Annotated in this window: 15 protein-coding genes; 3 read left to right on the forward strand and 12 right to left on the reverse strand. The window is 63.1% G+C overall.

What is annotated here, in order from left to right:
• A partial coding sequence (locus EN935_RS04605; RefSeq protein ID WP_245488856.1) for a thiamine pyrophosphate-dependent enzyme occupies positions 1–423 on the reverse strand: 423 nt, incomplete at its 3' end.
• 2 nt (positions 424–425) lie between these two features.
• Positions 426–1,754 (reverse strand): NAD(P)H-dependent oxidoreductase, encoded by a 1,329-nt coding sequence (locus tag EN935_RS04610; protein ID WP_127265392.1) that lies wholly within the window; start codon positions 1,752–1,754, stop codon positions 426–428.
• Positions 1,755–2,062: 308 nt separating this feature from the next.
• On the opposite strand from EN935_RS04610, the gene EN935_RS04615 reads away from it, so the two are divergent.
• Positions 2,063–3,118 (forward strand): acyl carrier protein, encoded by a 1,056-nt coding sequence (locus tag EN935_RS04615; RefSeq protein ID WP_127265391.1) that lies wholly within the window; start codon positions 2,063–2,065, stop codon positions 3,116–3,118.
• A gap of 63 nt (positions 3,119–3,181) precedes the next feature.
• Here EN935_RS04615 and EN935_RS04620 read toward each other — a convergent pair whose 3' ends face one another.
• Both EN935_RS04620 and EN935_RS04625 read right to left on the reverse strand, forming a co-directional pair.
• Entirely contained in the window at positions 3,182–3,946 is a 765-nt protein-coding gene (locus EN935_RS04620) for a phosphodiesterase (RefSeq protein WP_127265390.1), read from the reverse strand.
• A gap of 72 nt (positions 3,947–4,018) precedes the next feature.
• Positions 4,019–4,807 (reverse strand): 3-hydroxybutyrate dehydrogenase, encoded by a 789-nt coding sequence (locus EN935_RS04625; protein WP_127265389.1) that lies wholly within the window; start codon positions 4,805–4,807, stop codon positions 4,019–4,021.
• A 207-nt stretch (positions 4,808–5,014) separates the two neighbouring features.
• Between EN935_RS04625 and EN935_RS04630 the strand changes: the two genes are divergently transcribed.
• Positions 5,015–5,761 carry an acetoacetate decarboxylase gene (locus tag EN935_RS04630; protein WP_127265388.1) on the forward strand — a complete coding sequence of 249 codons (747 nt, stop codon included), beginning with the start codon at positions 5,015–5,017 and terminating at the stop codon, positions 5,759–5,761.
• Positions 5,762–5,848: 87 nt separating this feature from the next.
• Positions 5,849–7,009: a patatin-like phospholipase family protein gene (locus EN935_RS04635; protein WP_127265387.1), complete on the forward strand. Its 1,161-nt coding sequence runs from the start codon at positions 5,849–5,851 to the stop codon at positions 7,007–7,009.
• Positions 7,010–7,354: 345 nt separating this feature from the next.
• Here the strand turns inward: EN935_RS04635 and EN935_RS04640 are convergent, their stop codons facing one another.
• The 8 genes from EN935_RS04640 to EN935_RS04675 all read right to left on the reverse strand — a co-directional run.
• Positions 7,355–8,956 carry an inorganic phosphate transporter gene (locus EN935_RS04640; protein ID WP_109665268.1) on the reverse strand — a complete coding sequence of 534 codons (1,602 nt, stop codon included), beginning with the start codon at positions 8,954–8,956 and terminating at the stop codon, positions 7,355–7,357.
• Between the two features lie 102 nt (positions 8,957–9,058).
• A complete protein-coding gene (locus EN935_RS04645) occupies positions 9,059–9,757 on the reverse strand; it encodes an SDR family oxidoreductase (RefSeq protein WP_127263389.1) in 699 nt (232 codons plus the stop codon).
• A 1-nt stretch (position 9,758) separates the two neighbouring features.
• A complete protein-coding gene (locus EN935_RS04650; RefSeq protein ID WP_127263388.1) occupies positions 9,759–11,162 on the reverse strand; it encodes a GH1 family beta-glucosidase in 1,404 nt (467 codons plus the stop codon).
• Complete coding sequence (locus tag EN935_RS04655) at positions 11,143–12,792, reverse strand: amino acid ABC transporter permease (protein WP_127263386.1); 1,650 nt, start codon at positions 12,790–12,792, stop codon at positions 11,143–11,145. The genes EN935_RS04650 and EN935_RS04655 overlap by 20 nt, the downstream gene beginning before the upstream one ends.
• Positions 12,793–12,851: 59 nt before the next feature.
• Complete coding sequence (locus tag EN935_RS04660; protein WP_127263384.1) at positions 12,852–13,598, reverse strand: transporter substrate-binding domain-containing protein; 747 nt, start codon at positions 13,596–13,598, stop codon at positions 12,852–12,854.
• Positions 13,599–13,620: 22 nt separating this feature from the next.
• Complete coding sequence (locus EN935_RS04665; RefSeq protein WP_127263382.1) at positions 13,621–14,691, reverse strand: LacI family transcriptional regulator; 1,071 nt, start codon at positions 14,689–14,691, stop codon at positions 13,621–13,623.
• 226 nt (positions 14,692–14,917) lie between these two features.
• Positions 14,918–15,931: an amino acid ABC transporter substrate-binding protein gene (locus EN935_RS04670; protein ID WP_127263380.1), complete on the reverse strand. Its 1,014-nt coding sequence runs from the start codon at positions 15,929–15,931 to the stop codon at positions 14,918–14,920.
• A gap of 123 nt (positions 15,932–16,054) precedes the next feature.
• Positions 16,055–17,347: aminotransferase class III-fold pyridoxal phosphate-dependent enzyme (locus EN935_RS04675; protein ID WP_245488858.1), on the reverse strand; the 1,293-nt coding region annotated here is incomplete at its 5' end.

The following is a 17,347-nucleotide window of genomic DNA, read 5'->3' on the forward strand; positions in this document are numbered from 1 at the left end:
GATCGGGATGCCGCCGCCGACGATGCCGTTGGCGCCGAGATTGCCCTTGCCGACATCGGCGATGTGCATCGAGCCGCCACGGCCTTTGCAGTAGCCGGTGGTCTTGCCGAAGAACTCGGCGAACATGCGCTTGACCTCGGCGCCCTTGGCGATGCAGTGGCCATGGCCGCGATGCGTCGAGGTGATCTGGTCATCCTCGGCAAGCGGCATGCAGATGCCCATGGCGCTGGCTTCCTGGCCGATCGACAGGTGCATGGTGCCGTGGATGAGGCCGCGCGTGTAGCACTCCTCCGCGCCTTCTTCGAAGCGGCGGATAAGGTACATCTTGTAGAGCACCTGCCTGAGCTGCTCGGCGCTGTACTGGCGATAGACGAAGGGCAGATTGGCGCGACTATCAGTGACGGCTTTGCTGGCTCCGGCCATGATCACGCTCCCACGGACCCGTAGACGAGCTTGTCCTGGCGCGCGCGCAGTTCGGCGATCTTGGAGCCCGCTGCGGGAGCGGCATTCGCATAGGTGATGAGCTCGCCCTTCTTGATCGGCGCGGTGACCGAGCCGCCCTGCAGCAGGCCGCAGGGAATGGCCTTGGCGGCGCGCGCCTCCGGCGTCGTCATGATCCAGGCGCGGTAGCAATATTCGCCGATCGCATCGAGCTTCTCGCCCGGCTTCATGTCCTTCTTGGCCACCGCGCAGACCTCTGCCACGGGCTTCGCCAGCGGCACCATGTCGGCCTTGCCGTAGAGCACGACGCGGGCGCAGGTCAGCGGCACCTCCAGTGAGGTCAGATGATAGGGACGGTGGAAGGTGAAGTACGGGCCTTTGCCCATCTTCAGATCTTCCATGCGCTCCGAGATGCGCGGATGCGACATGTCGGCGACGACGAAGACGCCGGGCGCGACACCCTTGCCGATCGAATAGTCGACAACGCCAACCTTCGACAGCACGCCGCCATCCTTCTGCGGCACCAGCACCTTGGACAACTCGCCAAGCGTCGCCGCCGGGCCATGCATGCCGGCCTTGTCGGGAACCAGCCCGGTGGCATTGGCGATCGCCGCCATCTCGACCATGGTCTTGGAGCCATCGACGAATTCGACCAGCATGCGCACATTCATGTGCCGGCGCTTGGCTTCCTCCTCATAGTCGGGGGGAATGGCGTCGATGTTGAGCGGATTGTTCTTGCCCTTGCCGGCAGCAACGATCGGGTGCCCCATGGCCGAGACGAACTCGATCAGCTCCATGCAGGAAGACGGCTCATCGCCGGCGCCCAGCGAATAGGTGACGCCGAGCCGGTCGGCCTCGCTCTTCAGATAGGCGCCGATGGTGACATCGGCCTCGACATTCATCATCACCAGGTGCTTGCCATGTTCCATGGCGCGCAGCCCGATCTCCGCGCCGACGGCGGGAACACCGGTGGCGTCGATGACGACGTCGATCAGATCATTGTTGATGACCAGGCTGGCATCATTGGTGACCGCCACCTTGCCAGCCTCCATCGCCGCCGTCATCGCCGACGCGTTCGAGACTTCGCGCGCATGCCCGGTTTCCTGGAAGGCGATATCGACCGCCTTGCTGGCCGCGGGCAGGTTCAGTTCGGAAATGGCGCCGATCTCGATGCCTGACATATGGGCGACGCGGGTGACGATGTCGGTTCCCATCTCGCCGGAGCCGATCAGGCCGATGCGGATAGGCTTGCCCGACTTGGCGCGTTCCTCGAGATCGCGGGCAAGACCCGTCAACGAAACATTGGAAGCCATACCGCTTATTCCTCCCACATTGCAGGCTTGTTCAATTGCTTGACGGGTATTGAACATCTGTATTTCTGTCAAGACTAATGTCCAAATCCGTGCGCATTTAGGGCACTTTCCCGGCAGCCCGGGCGGGGGCGAAAAAGCGCTGGGCAAAGCCTGATGTCGCGCAGTCAAGCGGTTCACCGCAGGCCCGGATGAACCCCATAGAAGTCAGGCGATTTGACGCCGCTTCTCCCGGCACAAGGCAGCCGGGGTTGTTCGCTGGACTGTCAGTGCGTAAAAGGCGCATAGAGGCATCGGTTAGGGGCTTTCCGATGAACGTTCAACAATGGGTGCGGCCCGCCGCGCTGCCGGGCGATGGCCCGGCGCATGCGATCGCCGGCATCTTCGCCGCGGAACTGCAAATACCGACGGTTCAGCTCGACGACAACTTCTTCGATCTCGGCGGCGACTCGCTGACGGCCGAGACTTTGGTACTAGCCGTGCAGAAGCGGTTCGGCGTCAAGTTGCAGACCTCTGTCCTGCTCGGGGCGCAGACACCGCGCGAGTTCGGCCGGCTGATCGCAGCGCTGGTGCCGGTCCATCCTGCCCGTCAACTGATCGTGCCGGTGTCGGGCAATGTCGGCTATGAGCCGATCGCCATGATCCATGGCATTTCCGGCTCGGCCCTGTTCGCCAATCGTTTCGGCAAGCGACTGAAGCAGAAATACGCCGTCATGGCCGTGCGCGGCATGGGGCTCGAGCCCGGCGAGACGCCCTATTCCAGCATGGCCGAATTCAGCTCCAACTACTTTGAAGCACTCACTTCGGTGACCGGCCAGCATCCCGACATCATTGGCGGCATATGCGCAGGTGGCCTGCTGGCGATCGAGGTCGGCCGGCTGAGCCATGAAGCGACCGGCAAGCGGCCGGCGCTCGTGCTCATCGATCCGCCCTCGCCCGGCTCGGCCTGGCTGAAACCGATGCCGGACGATCGCATGACCGAGAGCAGGCGTCGCCAGATCGCCCGCAAGGTGACCTACTGGCGCCTGTTGCGCGATGGGCTCAGCGCGTTAGGCCTGGGACAGACGCGCCTTGGGCGACATCTGCGCAGGAAGGCGTTCAAGAGCGCGCTCTTGCAGGCAGCGGCCGGATTCGTGCCCTCGTCCTATCCCTGCGATATCCTCATTCTCGCCAGTTCCGAATGGGGCGCCACGACAGTGGCGCAATACAAGGGCTGGGCATCCGACATGGCCACTATGAAAACGGTCGTCATGCCTGGCGCGCATGAGAAGTTCCGTGCGGCCAACATGGATGCGATCGACGCTGAGATCATCGCTTTCCTCGCCGCAAGAGACACGGCAGCGCGCGACGTCCAGCACCAGCAATGAGTTTTGGCCAGCGAGAAGTCGCGTCCATCGCACCGGAGAAGCTGGTGCCGTGGGTAACGGGTGTTATTCCGCCACACCGACGGGAAAATCGTGGAAATGGACGACCACCCCGTCCGCATCGATCAAGATCACGGCATAGGCGGGAGGCTCGTGGCCAAGGCTCCAGCTGTTCGAAAAATCGAGCGCGGTCTGATGGTTGGTGCTGCGCAGCGTGCTGACGGGAATGCCGCGCCAACTGCCGGCGATCAGCCGATGGACATGTCCGGCGAAGATATGACGGACATTGCCGTGACGCAGCAGGACATCGTGCAACGCATCGGCGTCAGTGAGCATGACCCGGTCAAGTTCGGGGATGTGAATCCTGAACGGCGGATGGTGCATGAACAGGAAGACCGGCCAGTCGCGCGCCTGTTCCAGTCTCTCGCCCAGCCAGCGCAGGCGCGCGTCGCAAAGCCTGCCCTCGACATGGCCGCTGTCCAGCGTGTCGAGCAGGATCAGGCGACCCTCGCTTGTCTCGACAACGCTCTGGACGAAACCGCGCTCGGTGGCAGCTTCCGGGAACATCTCGACAAACAGCGCCCGGTCGTCATGATTGCCGAGCATCAGTCGGCAAGGCGGAACGAACCCCGCCAGTCTTTCCTTCAGCGCAACGTAGGCGGCCCGTTCGCCGTCATTGGTCAAGTCGCCGGAAATCACCACCAATTCGGCATCGGCATGGTTGCGGCTTATGTCGGCAAGGCAGGCGTCCAGCCTGGAGAGCGGATCGGAACCGTACAGAAGACCGCCCGGTGTCATCAGATGCGGATCGGAGACCTGGATGATTTTCATGACCCTACTCGGAATGCCTTCTTGCTGGCGCGGCGCGACATCAGCCGGCAAACGAAACGCCTCGACTCCGCTTTACTGTGCCGTCCAGCCGCCGTCCATCGGCAGGGTCGTGCCGGTGATCTGCTTGGCTGAGTCCGAGCACAGGAACAGCGTCAGCGCCGCAAGCTCGTCGACGGTAACGAATTCCTTGGTCGGCTGTGCGGCGAGCAGCACGTCATGCTTGACCTGTTCCTCGGTCATGCCGCGCGCCTTCATCGTGTCCGGGATCTGCCTTTCGACCAGTGGCGTCCAGACATAGCCTGGCGCGATCGCGTTGACGGTGACGCCGTCGAGCGCCGCTTCCAGCGCCACCGTCTTGGTCAGGCCTGATATGCCGTGCTTGGCCGACACATAGGCGGACTTGAACGGCGAGGCGACCAGCGCATGCGCTGAAGCCGTGTTGATGATGCGGCCCCATTTGCGCGCCTTCATGGCGGGGAGTGCAGCCTTGATGGCGTAGAACGCCGCGAGCAGGTTGATGCGGATGATGGCTTCCCACTTATCGTCCGGAAACTCCTCGATCGGCGCGACATGCTGGATGCCGGCATTGTTGACCAGGATGTCGAGACTGCCGAACGCTGCCTCAGCCTCATGCACCATGGCGCTCACCGCCGCGCCGTCCATCATGTTGGCATCGGAGTAACGGCACTTGACGCCGAAATCCTTCTCGATGCCGGCCCGCTCCTGCTCGATGGCAGCCGCGTCGCCGAGACCGTTGATGGTGACGTTGGCGCCTTCGGCGGCAAAGGCGCGGGCGATGGCCAGGCCAATGCCACTGGTCGAGCCGGTGACGAGCGCGTTCTTTGAAGACAGGAAACCCATGATGATCTCGCAGGAGGTGGGAGGGAATGAACGTGGCGGCTTGTGCGCCGCACCATGACACTGCCACGGTCATATGTCGGTGCGATTACAGTGTTGCGACGGCGTCGACGGGCCTGTCAGGCGGCTGACACGGCACTGTCATGGTGCCGTGCAACATAATCCGGAGCGCATTCGCGCAGTCATTCCTGAACCGATGGGGCACCCGCCTTGCAGATCGCCGATGTCGTGAAGCGCGCCTATGCGATGCCGCTGACCAACCCCTCCTTCCCGCCCGGGCCGTACCGTTTCTTCAACCGCGAATATGTCATCATCACCTACCGCACGACGCGCGAGGCGCTCGAGGCTGTCGTGCCGGAGCCGCTGGAAATCGACGAGCCGCTGGTCAAGTACGAATTCATCCGCATGCCGGATTCGACCGGCTTCGGCGACTACACCGAGACCGGCCAGGTCATCCCGGTGCGCTACAAGGGGCAGCACGGCGCCTACGTCCATTCAATGTATCTTGACGACGACGCGCCGATCGCCGGCGGTCGCGAACTGTGGGGCTTTCCCAAGAAGCTCGCCAACCCCAAGATCGTCCATGAAGGCGAGGTGATCGTCGGCACGCTGCACTATGGCAGCGTTTTGTGCGCCACCGGCACGATGGGTTACAAGCACAAGGCCGCCGATCACGGCTCTGTCCTCGCTTCGCTGCCGGCGCCCAATTTCCTGATCAAGATCATCCCGCATGTCGACGGCACGCCGCGTATCTGCGAGCTGGTCCGCTACCACCTCACCGACATCACGCTGAAGGAAGCCTGGACGGCGCCCGCCGCGCTCGATTTACGGCCGCACGTCATGGCCGACGTGGCGCGGTTGCCGGTGCTCGACATCGTGTCATCAGTCCACTTCACCGCCGACCTGACGCTTGGGCTGGGCGAAGTGGTTCACGACTATCTCGCCGACCGCACCTGAGCGCATCAGCCATTCAGACATGATCCCGAAAAGCGGGAACCGGTTTTCGCTAGAGATCGTGCCCAAACAAAGTCGGAGACCAAAGCCGTGCTTGAACGCAATCGCAAGAAGGAGGCCACCGCCACCATCGCGGAAATCTCGGCGCAGTATGACCGCATCGCGCTGGTGTTTCAGGGTGGCGGCGCGCTCGGCGCCTATCAGGCCGGTGTCTACCAGGCGCTGGCCGACGCCGGCTGCGAGCCGAGTTGGCTTTCCGGCGTGTCGATCGGCGCCATCAATGCGGCGATCATCGCCGGCAATGAATCAAGCCGGCGCCTGCAGCGGCTCGAGCAATTCTGGCAGACGATTTCGGGCCGCAAGATCTGGGCCTACACGCCCGAAGGCGACATCTATCGCGACATCCGCAACCGCACCAGTTCGTGGATGACCATGGTCATGGGGCAGCCCGGCTTCTTCAAGCCGCGCAACCCCAATCCGTGGATCGAGCAATCGGGCGCCGAGGGCGCCACCAGCTTCTACGACACAGCCGAATTGAAGGAGACGCTGGAAAGCCTGATCGACTTCGACATCTTGAACGACGGCAAGAAGCGGCTGAGCGTCGGCGCGGTCAATGTTCGGACCGGCAACTTCGTCTATTTCGACACCGACAAGGTCCGCATCGAACCTGAGCACATCATGGCCAGCGGCGCGCTGCCGCCCGCCTTCCCGTCGATCCGCATCGAAGGCGAATATTACTGGGACGGCGGCATCGTCTCCAACACGCCGCTGCAGTATCTGCTCGACCAGGAAGAGGACCGTTCTTCGCTGGTCTTCCAGGTCGACCTGTTCAGCGCGCGCGGCGTGCTGCCGCGCAGCATGCCGGACGTGTTGTCCCGCCACAAGGACATCATGTATTCGAGCCGCACGCGGCAGAACACCGACAATTTCAAACGCATCCATGGCCTCAAGATGCGCCTGCTCGATGCGCTGAAACGGGTGCCGAAGGAGTTGCGGACGCCGGCCGAGGAAGCGCTGATCGAGGACTATTCGGACGCCGGCATTGTCAACATCGTGCATCTGATCTACCAGCACAAAGGCTATGAGGGTCACGCCAAGGACTATGAGTTCTCAGGCACCTCGATGCGCGAGCATTGGCATACAGGGCTTGAGGACACGCAGCGCACCTTGCGCCATCGCCAGTGGCTGACCATGCCGACCAATGTCGACGGCGTCGCCATCCACGATCTGCATCGCGAAGATCCGACCTGAGATCTTCGCCGGGGCGTTGGCCGGACGAAGGCCATCGGCAAAACCCACAGCTCACACCGGCCAATGCCTTCAGCGCATAGGAATATGCCTGAAGGCATTGCCTTGAATGACAAGAGGTCAAACACAGCCCGGAACGAGCTAGGCCCCAAACGAAAACGGCGCCGAACCCGGCGCCGTTTCCATGTCCATGCGTGACTGTGTTCAGAGACTGTTTCGAAACTCGCTCTGGCGAGTCATTTGGTGGTGGTTTCGAGAACCGGAGCGCAGCGGACATTGGTCCGTGAGCACCGGAAGCGCAGAAAACGCCACCAAATGGCCGCCAGAGTAGAGTTTCCAAACGGTCTCTCAGAACACCTGGCGGAAGATGATGAACAACACGAAGGCGAGGGTGATCGAGCACGGCAGCGTCAGCACCCAGGCAAGCAGCAAATTGCGCACCGTCGCCCATTGCAGCCCCGAACCGTTCGCCGCCATCGTTCCGGCGACACCCGACGACAGCACATGGGTTGTCGACACCGGCAGCCCCAGCCGGTCGGCCATGCCGATGGTCACCATCGCCACGAGTTCGGCCGCCGCACCCTGGCCATAGGTCAGATGGCTCTTGCCGATCTTCTCGCCGACCGTGACGACAATGCGTTTCCAGCCAACCATCGTGCCGAGGCCGAGCGCCAGCGCAACGGCGACTTTCACCCAGATCGGGATGAACTTCGTCGCGTTGTCGACAGCCTTGTGATAGTCGGTGACCGCTTTCAGGTCGGCGGCCTCCATCGGCAGCAACTGCTTCTTGTCGATCAGCTTCAGCGCCTCGCCGATCAGATAGATGTCGTTGCGCGCGTTGCTGACCAGATCGGTCGGCACGTTGTCGACCGAGGCGTAGGGCTGCAGGCCCGCCGTCGTGTTGTGGATGTAGGTCTGCAGTGCAACCGTCGTCTGATCGCTCCAGGTCCTGGTGCGCACGGCGTCCTGGACAGCTGCCTTGGCATCAGTGACGGTGATACCTGGCTTGGCATATTTCCCCAGCGCCGTTTCGACGCTGACCGACGCCGACTTGTAGGCTTCGAGATAGTTGATGTCGGGGGTGCGGTTCAGCGCATAGGCCGTCGGCACGACACCGATCAGGATCAGCATGATCAGGCCCATGCCTTTCTGTCCGTCATTGGAGCCGTGCGCAAAGCTGACGCCGGTGCAGGTGAAGATCAGCAGGGCGCGGATCCACCAGGGCGGCGGGGCGTTGCCTTTCGGGGCTTCGTAAAGCGCCGGATTGCGGATGAGAAGCTTCATTGCATAGAGCAGGATCGCGGCGGCGAAAAAGCCGATGATCGGCGACACCAGCAAGGTCACGCCGACATTGGTCGCCTGCGACCAGTCGACGCCGCTGGTGGCGCTGCCGGCTGGCGCCATGAACTGGTTGGCGAGACCCACGCCGATGATCGAGCCGACCATCGTGTGCGAGCTCGACGCCGGCAGGCCGAGGAACCAGGTGCCGAGATTCCACAAGATCGCGGCAACGAGCAGCGCGAACACCATAGCAAAGCCGGAGGAGGAGCCGACCTGCAGGATCAGCTCCACCGGCAGCAGCGACAGGATGCCGAAGGCGACCGCGCCACTCGAGGTGAGCACCCCGAGGAAATTGAAGGCGCCCGACCACATGACGGCGAATTCGGCCGGCATCGATCGTGTGTAGATCACCGTCGCCACCGCATTGGCGGTGTCATGGAAGCCGTTGACGAACTCGAAGCCGAGCGCGATCAGCAAAGCGATGCCAAGCAGTATCCACGGCACGGTCTTGGCCACCGCAAGGTCCTGGCTGAGCGCGTAGCCGACATAGACAATGCCGACGAGCACCAGCACGCCGAAGGCCGGCAGGAACCACTTCGCGCTGCCCGATTGATCCAGCGGATGATCCGGTCTCGGAATGCCCGCCTCGCTAGAAACTATATCCACCATGTCCCACTCCTATTGCATCGCAGCAAAGAACTGAGAAAAGACGCTATGTCCGCACGATGAACCCTGTATGACGCCGGCGAACACTGCGGATGTGCCGTGCGGCTACCATCGGATATGCATGCCATCGAAAGTTCGGAAGGAGCCGCTACCCTCAAGTGTTGCGTCGTCGATGACCGTGCGCAGGCCCCGCGCGCTGTCCTCGACCGCCAGGACCGCCTGTTCGCCACCCATATCCGTCTTCATCCAGCCCGGATGCAGCGACAGCACAGTTATCCTGTCGACGCGCAAATCCTGCGCCAGCTGGGCGCCCACCATGTTGAGCGCAGCCTTTGAGCAGCGGTAGGCATAATCGTCATCGTAGTCGTCGAGCAGCCCCTCCGCCATCGAACCGGCGCGGCTGCCGATGTTGGCGATGATCCGCATGCGCCCCTCAACCAGGTTCGGACGCAGTGCCCTCGCCAGCAACAGTGGGCCAAGCGTGTTCGTCCGCATAACCTTCAGGAATTCGTCCGGGGCGAAATCGTGCAGGCCACTGATTTCGCTGCGGATGGCGGCGTTGTTGACAAGCACATCCAGCGGCCTGCCGGCGAGACGCGTGGCAAGGGCGAAGATGGAAGCCGGATCGGCGACATCGAGTGGCTGGAACTCGGTTCTGCCTGCGAACCCTTGGGTCGGAGGGGTGCGCCCGCAAGCGATCACGCGCCAGTCATCCTGGGCGTATTGCCGTGCCAGTTCGCGGCCGAGGCCGCGGCCAGCGCCGGTTATGAGGACCGTGCGGTCGCCTTGCTCGTCTCCGGTCAACTCAGGCGCTCTTCGCGACGGGCGCGGTCTCCTGCCGGGCGATCATGGCGTAGACGCCGCCGGAATATTTGATGTGGCGTTGCTGTGTGGCGAAATCGACATGGGTGATGCCGAAGGGCGTGGTATAGCCATAGGCCCACTCGAAATTATCGGTCAGCGTCCAGGCGAAATAACCGCGCACCGGCACACCCTCGGCCGCCGCCTTGGCCACCTGCTCGAGGTGATCGACGTAGTACGCAGCGCGCAGATCGTCCCAGACACACCCGTCTTCGCCAACAGTCTCCGGCATCGTGGCGACGCCGTTCTCGGAAATGTAGATCGCCGGCGGTGCGTAGCGGTCATTCACATAGTGCAGGATATCATACATGCAGCGAGGCCAGATCTCGTAGTCGACCGCGGAATAGATGCCTTCTGGCTGCACCCGCCGATAGCTGAGCGGCGCCAGTTCATCACCCGCCGCGATCACCGAGCGGCGGTAGATGTTGATGCCCAGATAGTCTACCGGCGCGGCGATGATCTCGTTGTCCTGCGCCTGGATCGGCGGCAGCAGATCGCCGTAGAGCGCCAGCATATCCTGCGGGTATGCGCCCTTGAAGACGGCATCGAGAAACCAGCGGTTCTGGGCGCCGTCGAAGCGCCGTGCCGCCGCGACATCGCGCGGGTCGTCGGTGGCGGCCTCCGCGACATTGAGATCGAACACGATGCCGACGCAAGCGTCCGCCACCTCGGCCCGGATGGCCGGAACAGCCAGGCCGTGTCCCAGCAGCGCATGATGGCTGGCGGTCACGCCGCCTTTCACGCCGTCCCGCAATCCCGGCGCATCCTCACCGGTCGCGTGTCCCGACCAGCAGAACGTCCAGGGCTCGTTGAGCGTCGTCCATCTCTTGACGCGATCACCGAAGCTGCGGGCGGCAAGCCGGGCATAATCGGCAAAGGCGATGGCCGTTTCGCGGCTGTACCAGCCGCCACGGTCTTGCAGCGCCTGCGGAAGATCCCAGTGATAGAGCGTTGCATAGGGCTCGATACCGGCTTCAAGCAGGTCGTCGATCAGCCGGTCGTAGAAGGCGATACCCCTAGCGTTGGCCTCACCAAGACCTTCCGGAAGAAGCCGTGTCCATGCGAGGGAAAAGCGATACGCACCAAGGCCGAGCGCCTTGAGCAGGGCGATATCCTCCTTCCAGCGATGATAATGGTCACAGGCGACATCACCGTTCGAACCGTCCACGATCACGCCGGGAACGCAGCAGAACCGGTCCCAGATGCTTTCGCCTTTGCCATCCGCGTCAGGCGCGCCCTCTATCTGATAGGCCGCCGTCGCGGCGCCGAACACGAAGCCGTGCGGAAAGACCAGTCCGGAGGCGCGGGCTTCGAGGGTCCGGCGCGCGTTATCGATGCTTGATGTCATATTTTCTCTCGATGGTACTGACGAGGCTTGCCGCGGCCAGCGTCAGGAAAATGTAGAAGATGGCGGCTGAGTTGTAGGGCGCGAACGGCAGGAAACTTGCCGACTGGAATTCTCGCATACGCTGCGTGATGTCGCGGATCGACAGGATCGACAGCAGCGACGTGTCCTTGAGGATTGCGATAAGTTCGTTGCCGAGCGGCGGGATGATGATGCGGAAAGCCTGCGGCAACACGACCAGCCGGGCGGTACGCCAGCCGTTCAGACCAAGGCTGTGCGCGGCCTCGATCTGGCCGGCGGGGATTGCATTGATGCCGGAACGGAATATCTCGGCCAGATAGGCCGAATAGGCGAGCGCCATGGCGGCAATGCCGCGCACCAGGTTCGGCGGATCGACCACGCCCTGGGTCGCATCCTTGAGCGCTCCGGCGAGCGGCAGGCCGACATAGAGCACGATAACCAGCATCGGGATGCCGCGGATCGTATCGACAATGAACTCCGACCCGATCGAGAGCGGATGCCTGCGGTGGATATGGCCGCCGAAGGTCAGCAGGCCAAGCACGATCGCCAGCGCGGCGAACGTGATGCCGAACGCCCTGTCGCGATCGTTCAACGCCTCCGTCTGCCACAGCACCGGCAAGCTGGCCGGCGCTATTGCCGCCGGGACAAGCGCTGCGCTGACACCGGGGATCTTGCCGATCGCATCGATCGCTTCCGGCGCGCCGCGAAAGGTGCGCAGCGGCACCTCGCTGTCGGGGCCGCCGGGAAATTGCCCGTAGCGGATGGCGTCAAGTATGCCGGACGGCGTGCCGGGCGTGACCGCGACCTTCCCAGCGAGAGAACCCGCGAGCACGAAGCTTTCGCGCGGCTGAAGCAGGAACCACGCGGCGGCGCAGATCATGAAGATGGTTGCCACGATGCAGATCAGGTCCGCCCGCCAGCTGTATTTGAGCTTGAGGAGCCCAACCCAGAGCAACCCCATCATTGCCGCCAGCATGTAGGCCGCGACGGCCGCGCGGATCGTCGTGGCAACACCCGCCGCGAATGCGATATGCGCGAAAAGCAGGATGAAGACCAACCCGGCGCCGTTCACCGCCGCCAACACGAGGCGGGTAAAACGGTATGTCGCGTTGCCGGTCCCATTGCGGGCGACGATGAAGAACGCACCGAGGATCACGACCGTCAGGCCGAGATAGGCTCGCGACAGGAGCGTGGCCTGGCCGCGCACCATGAGGTCGGCGGCATCCGTCAATCGCCGCGGCGTAACGCCCTGAACCACCAGATCGGAGGTGAACGGATCGACAGCGTTCGCCACGACCGATGCCATAAAGGGATAGACCAGGCCGGTTGTCGCAAGCAGCACGGCGGCGGCAAGATTGATCCCGGCGGCAATCGTCGCAAGATGAGGCGATCTGGACGAAGCGCGCGAGAACACGAACACGGCAAGGCCGGCGGAAAAGGCGACAGCCAGCGTCAGGAAGCCGGGCACGAAGGCCGACGAGCCGTTCTCCACGCCGAGGATGGCGCGAAGCGAGCGCTGGTAGTTTGCCGACGAAGCAAAGAGATAGACGATGAACGGCAATGCCGCGACGATGATCAGATTGCTCGGCCGCAGGCGCATCAGAAACTGCATCCGGTCCCGTCCTCCCCCAACGACAGCTCCGGCGCCAGGCGCCGGAGCCTTTCAAGCAGCTATTTAGCGCCCCAGTATTTGGCGATCAGCACGTCGAGGCTGCCGTCGGCTTTGATCGCCTTCAACCCTTCATTGAAGGCGGCGACATTCTCGTCGCCCTTGCGGAAGACCAGCCCCAGCGGATCGGACTGGAGATCCCGGATCGGCACGACCAGCTCACCCGCAAATTCCTTTTCATACGCGGCGGCATTGGCGCCGTTGATTACAACGCCGTCCACGTCCTTGTTCTTCAGCGCGATGACGGAGGCCGCGAAACTGTCATACGCGACCACATTGTCCTTGCCGACGATGCTTTCGGCGACCTGTGCGTCGGTGGTGTTGGCCTGCGCCGAGAGCTTCTTGCCTTTTGCCTTGAAGTCATCGAGGGACAAGCCCTCGTCTTCCACGCGCATGAGGACAGCCTGGCTGTTGACGATGTAGGGGTCCGAGAAATCCATGGCCTTCTTGCGTTCATCGGTGATGGACACGCCGGAGGCGACCAGGTCGAAACTGCCTTGGTCGAGAGCCGCGAAGATGCCGTCCCAGCCGGTGGTGACGAATTCAGCCTTGCAGTTGATCTTGCCGCAGACCGCCTTGATCACATCGACGTCGAAGCCGACGATCTGGCCGGTCGCCGTGTCGACGCTTTCCATCGGCGGCGAAGTGGTGTCGGAACCCACCTTCAGCAGCTTGCCGCCAAGGTCGGCGGCGCTGGCAGCGCCGGCCGTCAACAGCGCCAGCGCAAGTCCGATCAAGATCTTCTTCATGCTCTTCCTCCCATTTTGATGATTAGCGGCGGTTTCGCCCGCCGAGATTGTCCGGCTGCCGGCCAATGAGCTCGGGTCTCGAGACCATGGCGAGCTTGGCCGGGTCCTCGCCCGCCATGCGCCGCAGCAGGAACTCGCCCAGCTTGCGGCCGAGAAGTTCGATTGGCTGGTAGAACGTCGTGATCGGGGGGGTGAAGTAGGCGCTGACGTTGATGTCGTCATAGGCGATGACGTCGACATCCACCCCGACGCGCCGGTCAAGGCTGCCGAGCGCCGACAGGACGCCCAGGGTGGTGGATTCGTTGATGCACACCAGGGCCGTGGGCGGACTGGGCAAGCCAAGAAGCCTGAGCGCGGCATCACGGCCGAAGCGGGTGGACAGATCGCCGCCAGCCACAAGGTCCGTCGATGCGGCAAGCCCCGCCTCGTTAAAGGCGCGCGAAAATCCGTCAATCCTGTCGAGGGCGTAGGAAAGACGGCGATCGGCGTTGATCAGGGCGATACGTCTATGTCCGCCCGCGATCAGCCGCGCCGTGGCGGTGAACGCCGCCCACTCATTGTCGACATCGACATGGGCGTAGATGAGGGGCTTGCGACACCGGCCGAGCGACACGAATGGGAAATCGCTTTCGACCAGCATGTCGATACGAGGATCGTCGGCCTGCACGCCGGAAAAGATCAGGCCGTCGGCCGCGCTCTGATCGACGATGCGGCGGGCTGTGTCAAAGGCGTCGCCGAAATCCCGGAAGCCGTGTACGGAGAGTTGATAGTCGCTGCCTTCCAGGGCCTGGCTTATGCCGCTGAGGATCTGCGTGTATTCGACGCCGTCCCATTCATAGCCGGCCGCGGACGTTATCGGCATCAGCGCCGCCGCCCGATAGGTCTTGCCCGTCCTCAGCGCCATGCCTCGCGCATTCGCCTGATAGCCCAGTTCCCGCGCCGCGGCGACGATAGCGTCCCTTGTGGGCTGCGCAACGACCGGCGATCCCCGCAGGGCCTTGGAAATGGTGGCGATCGAATAACCGGTATGGGCCGCCAACGTCTTGATCGTCGGCGAAAGTTCTCGGCGGTCGGATTTTTCGGTCTCTGCCATGGACGATTCCATCCTGATGTCAGGCTTCGTATCATCGCATAAAAACGTTTTCAACCAAAATAAAAACGTTTTTATTCACTTTCAAACGACAGAGGTGGCAACGTGCGAGGCCGCACATCACCACCTCTTTTTAACAGGCCGGATTAACAGGCTAGACATCGCCGGGCGCGGGAGCCCAAGGGCACCACGCTTCGGCAACTCCGGTCGGTCGTTCCGCTTTCTGGTCTCAGCGCGCCGGTGGCGCGTACATCAGGCCGCCGGCGTTCCACAGCGCATTGATGCCGCGCGCTATTTTCAGCTGGCTGGACTGACCGAGATTGCGCTCGAACATCTCGCCATAGTTGCCGACCTTGGCGACGATGTTGTAGGCGAAGGCAGGCTCGAGCCCAAGCTGCTGGCCATTGTCACCGTCGACGCCGAGGAAGCGGCGGATCGTCGGATTCTGTGACTTCAGCGAGGCTTCCGCATTGGCCTGGGTGATGCCTTCCTCTTCCGCCTCGATCAGCGAGAACAACGTCCAGCGCACGATGTCGAACCACTTATCGTCGCCCTTGCGAACGGCCGGGCCGAGCGGTTCCTTCGAAATGATCTCGGGCAGCACGGTGAAGGCAGTGGGGTCGGTCAGCTTCAGGCGCTGCGCATAAAGCGCCGATGCGTCCGTGGTGTAGACGTCGCAGCGGCCGCTATCGAACGCCTTGATGATGCTGTCGGCAGAATCGATGACGACCGCCTCGTACTTCATCTTGTTGGCCGTGAAATAGTCGGCGACATTCTGCTCCGTGGTCGTGCCCTGCTCCGCGCAGACCGTGGCTCCCGACAACTTGAGCGCGCTGTCGACGCCGAGGTCCTTGCGCACCATGAAGCCCTGGCCGTCATAATAGGCGGTGCCGGCGAAGTGGATGCCCATGCCGGTGTCACGCGACAGCGTCCACGTCGACTGCCGCGACAGGATATCGACGGTGCCGGCCTGCAGGGCGGTGAAGCGTTCCTTGGTCGACAGCGCCACATAGCTCACCTTGTCGGGGTCGCCGAAAACGGCGGCCGAGACAGCGCGGCAGAAATCGATGTCGAAGCCGCCCCATTTCCCTTGGTCGTCGGGTGACGAAAAACCGGCAACGCCCTGGCTGACGCCGCACAGGATCGAACCCCTCTGCTTGACGATGTCGAATGTGTCCGCTTTCGCCGGAACGGCCAGCGTGGCCGATGCAAGCACGAGCGCGGTGATGACTGCATGTCTCATGATTTGTTTCCTCCCTTGATGAGGCAAAAGCCTCTCCTGCCGCCGGCACGTGGAGCGCCGGGAGTTCGTGAAAATCGCTGTCGTGAATCCGTCCGCGCGCCGCCTGGGCTTGCGGGATCTGCCCTAAGTCCCTTCCGCCAGAACCGCCGCCAGCGTCTCGTCGAGAACGCCGACCAGATGATCGGCATTGGCCCGGCTGAAGATCATCGGCGGGCGCATCTTCAGCACATTGTCGTGCGGCCCTTCGGTGCCGATCAGCACGCCGCGTGCCCTGACCCCGTCGTTGACGCGTCGGGCAAGAGCGGTCGCCGGCGCCTTGCTGTTGCGGTCCTCGACCAATTCGATGCCGAGGAAGAGCCCCTGGCCGCGCACGTCGCCGATACTGTCGTAGCGGGCCTGCAAGGTCTTGAACCGCGCTATGAGATAGTCGCCGATCTCCAACGCATTGCGCCTGAGGTTGTCCCGCTCGATGACGTCGAGCACCGCAAGCCCGGCCGCGCAGGACACCGGATTGCCGCCGAAAGTGTTGAAATACTCCATGCCGTTGTTGAACGAGGCGGCGATCTCGGTGGTCGTCACCAAGGCCGCCATCGGATGGCCGTTGCCGATCGGCTTGCCCATGGTGACGATGTCGGGCGTCACCCCTTGCGTCTCGAAAGCCCACCAATGGCTGCCGACGCGGCCAAAGCCGACCTGCACCTCGTCGGCGGCGCAGATGCCGCCGGCGGCGCGCACCATCGCGTAGACTTCCGCGAGATAGCCGTCCGGCAGGAACACCTGGCCGGCAACGCTGGGGATCGATTCCGCCAGGAACAGGCCAGGCGCGCGACCCTCTCTGGCCATATCGGCGATCTGTTCGGCGACGCTTTCGGCAAAGCGCTTTGCATGCTCGTCAACAGGCCAGTCGGCCGGGGCATGGTAGCTGTCGGGAACACTCGCCTCGAACACATGCGGCGGGCGCCCCTTGCCGCCCTTGCGCTTGTATTTGTAGGGGCTGAGGTCGATCAGTTCCTGCGTCGTGCCGTGATAGCCCCAGTCGAGCACGATCGCCTCGCTGCGGCCGGTGTGGATCCGCGCCATGCGCAGCATCAGGCTGTTGGCCTCGCTGCCCGAACAGGCGAAGGACGCCACCGACAGGCCGGCAGGCAGCGTCGCGGTCAGCCGTTCCGCGTAAGTGACGATGGCGTCGTGCAGATAGCGCGTGTTGGTGTTGAGTTTCGCCGCCTGCCTGGCGATCGCCTCGACCACATCGGGATGGGCATGGCCGAGGTGGCAGACATTGTTGAAGCAATCGAGATAGGCGCGGCCGGTGTCGTCGATCAGCCAGACGCCTTCGCCGCGCACGAACTTGATCGGCTCGGAATAGGAGATCGAGAGATTGGGCAGCAGCGACGCCTTGCGCGCGGCAACGATCTG

Source organism: Mesorhizobium sp. M7D.F.Ca.US.004.03.1.1 (genome assembly GCF_003998635.1).
GTDB classification, from domain to species: Bacteria; Pseudomonadota; Alphaproteobacteria; order Rhizobiales; family Rhizobiaceae; genus Mesorhizobium; species Mesorhizobium loti.

Bases quoted from the DNA above. Each gene is read 5' to 3' on its own strand.
- EN935_RS04610 (WP_127265392.1), bottom strand. From the start codon at position 1,754: ATGGCTTCCAATGTTTCGTTGACGGGTCTTGCCCGCGATCTCGAGGAA.
- EN935_RS04615 (WP_127265391.1), top strand. From the start codon at position 2,063: ATGAACGTTCAACAATGGGTGCGGCCCGCCGCGCTGCCGGGCGATGGC.
- EN935_RS04620 (WP_127265390.1), bottom strand. From the start codon at position 3,946: ATGAAAATCATCCAGGTCTCCGATCCGCATCTGATGACACCGGGCGGT.
- EN935_RS04625 (WP_127265389.1), bottom strand. From the start codon at position 4,807: ATGGGTTTCCTGTCTTCAAAGAACGCGCTCGTCACCGGCTCGACCAGT.
- EN935_RS04640 (WP_109665268.1), bottom strand. From the start codon at position 8,956: ATGGTGGATATAGTTTCTAGCGAGGCGGGCATTCCGAGACCGGATCAT.
- EN935_RS04650 (WP_127263388.1), bottom strand. From the start codon at position 11,162: ATGACATCAAGCATCGATAACGCGCGCCGGACCCTCGAAGCCCGCGCC.
- EN935_RS04655 (WP_127263386.1), bottom strand. From the start codon at position 12,792: ATGCAGTTTCTGATGCGCCTGCGGCCGAGCAATCTGATCATCGTCGCG.
- EN935_RS04660 (WP_127263384.1), bottom strand. From the start codon at position 13,598: ATGAAGAAGATCTTGATCGGACTTGCGCTGGCGCTGTTGACGGCCGGC.
- EN935_RS04665 (WP_127263382.1), bottom strand. From the start codon at position 14,691: ATGGCAGAGACCGAAAAATCCGACCGCCGAGAACTTTCGCCGACGATC.
- EN935_RS04670 (WP_127263380.1), bottom strand. From the start codon at position 15,931: ATGAGACATGCAGTCATCACCGCGCTCGTGCTTGCATCGGCCACGCTG.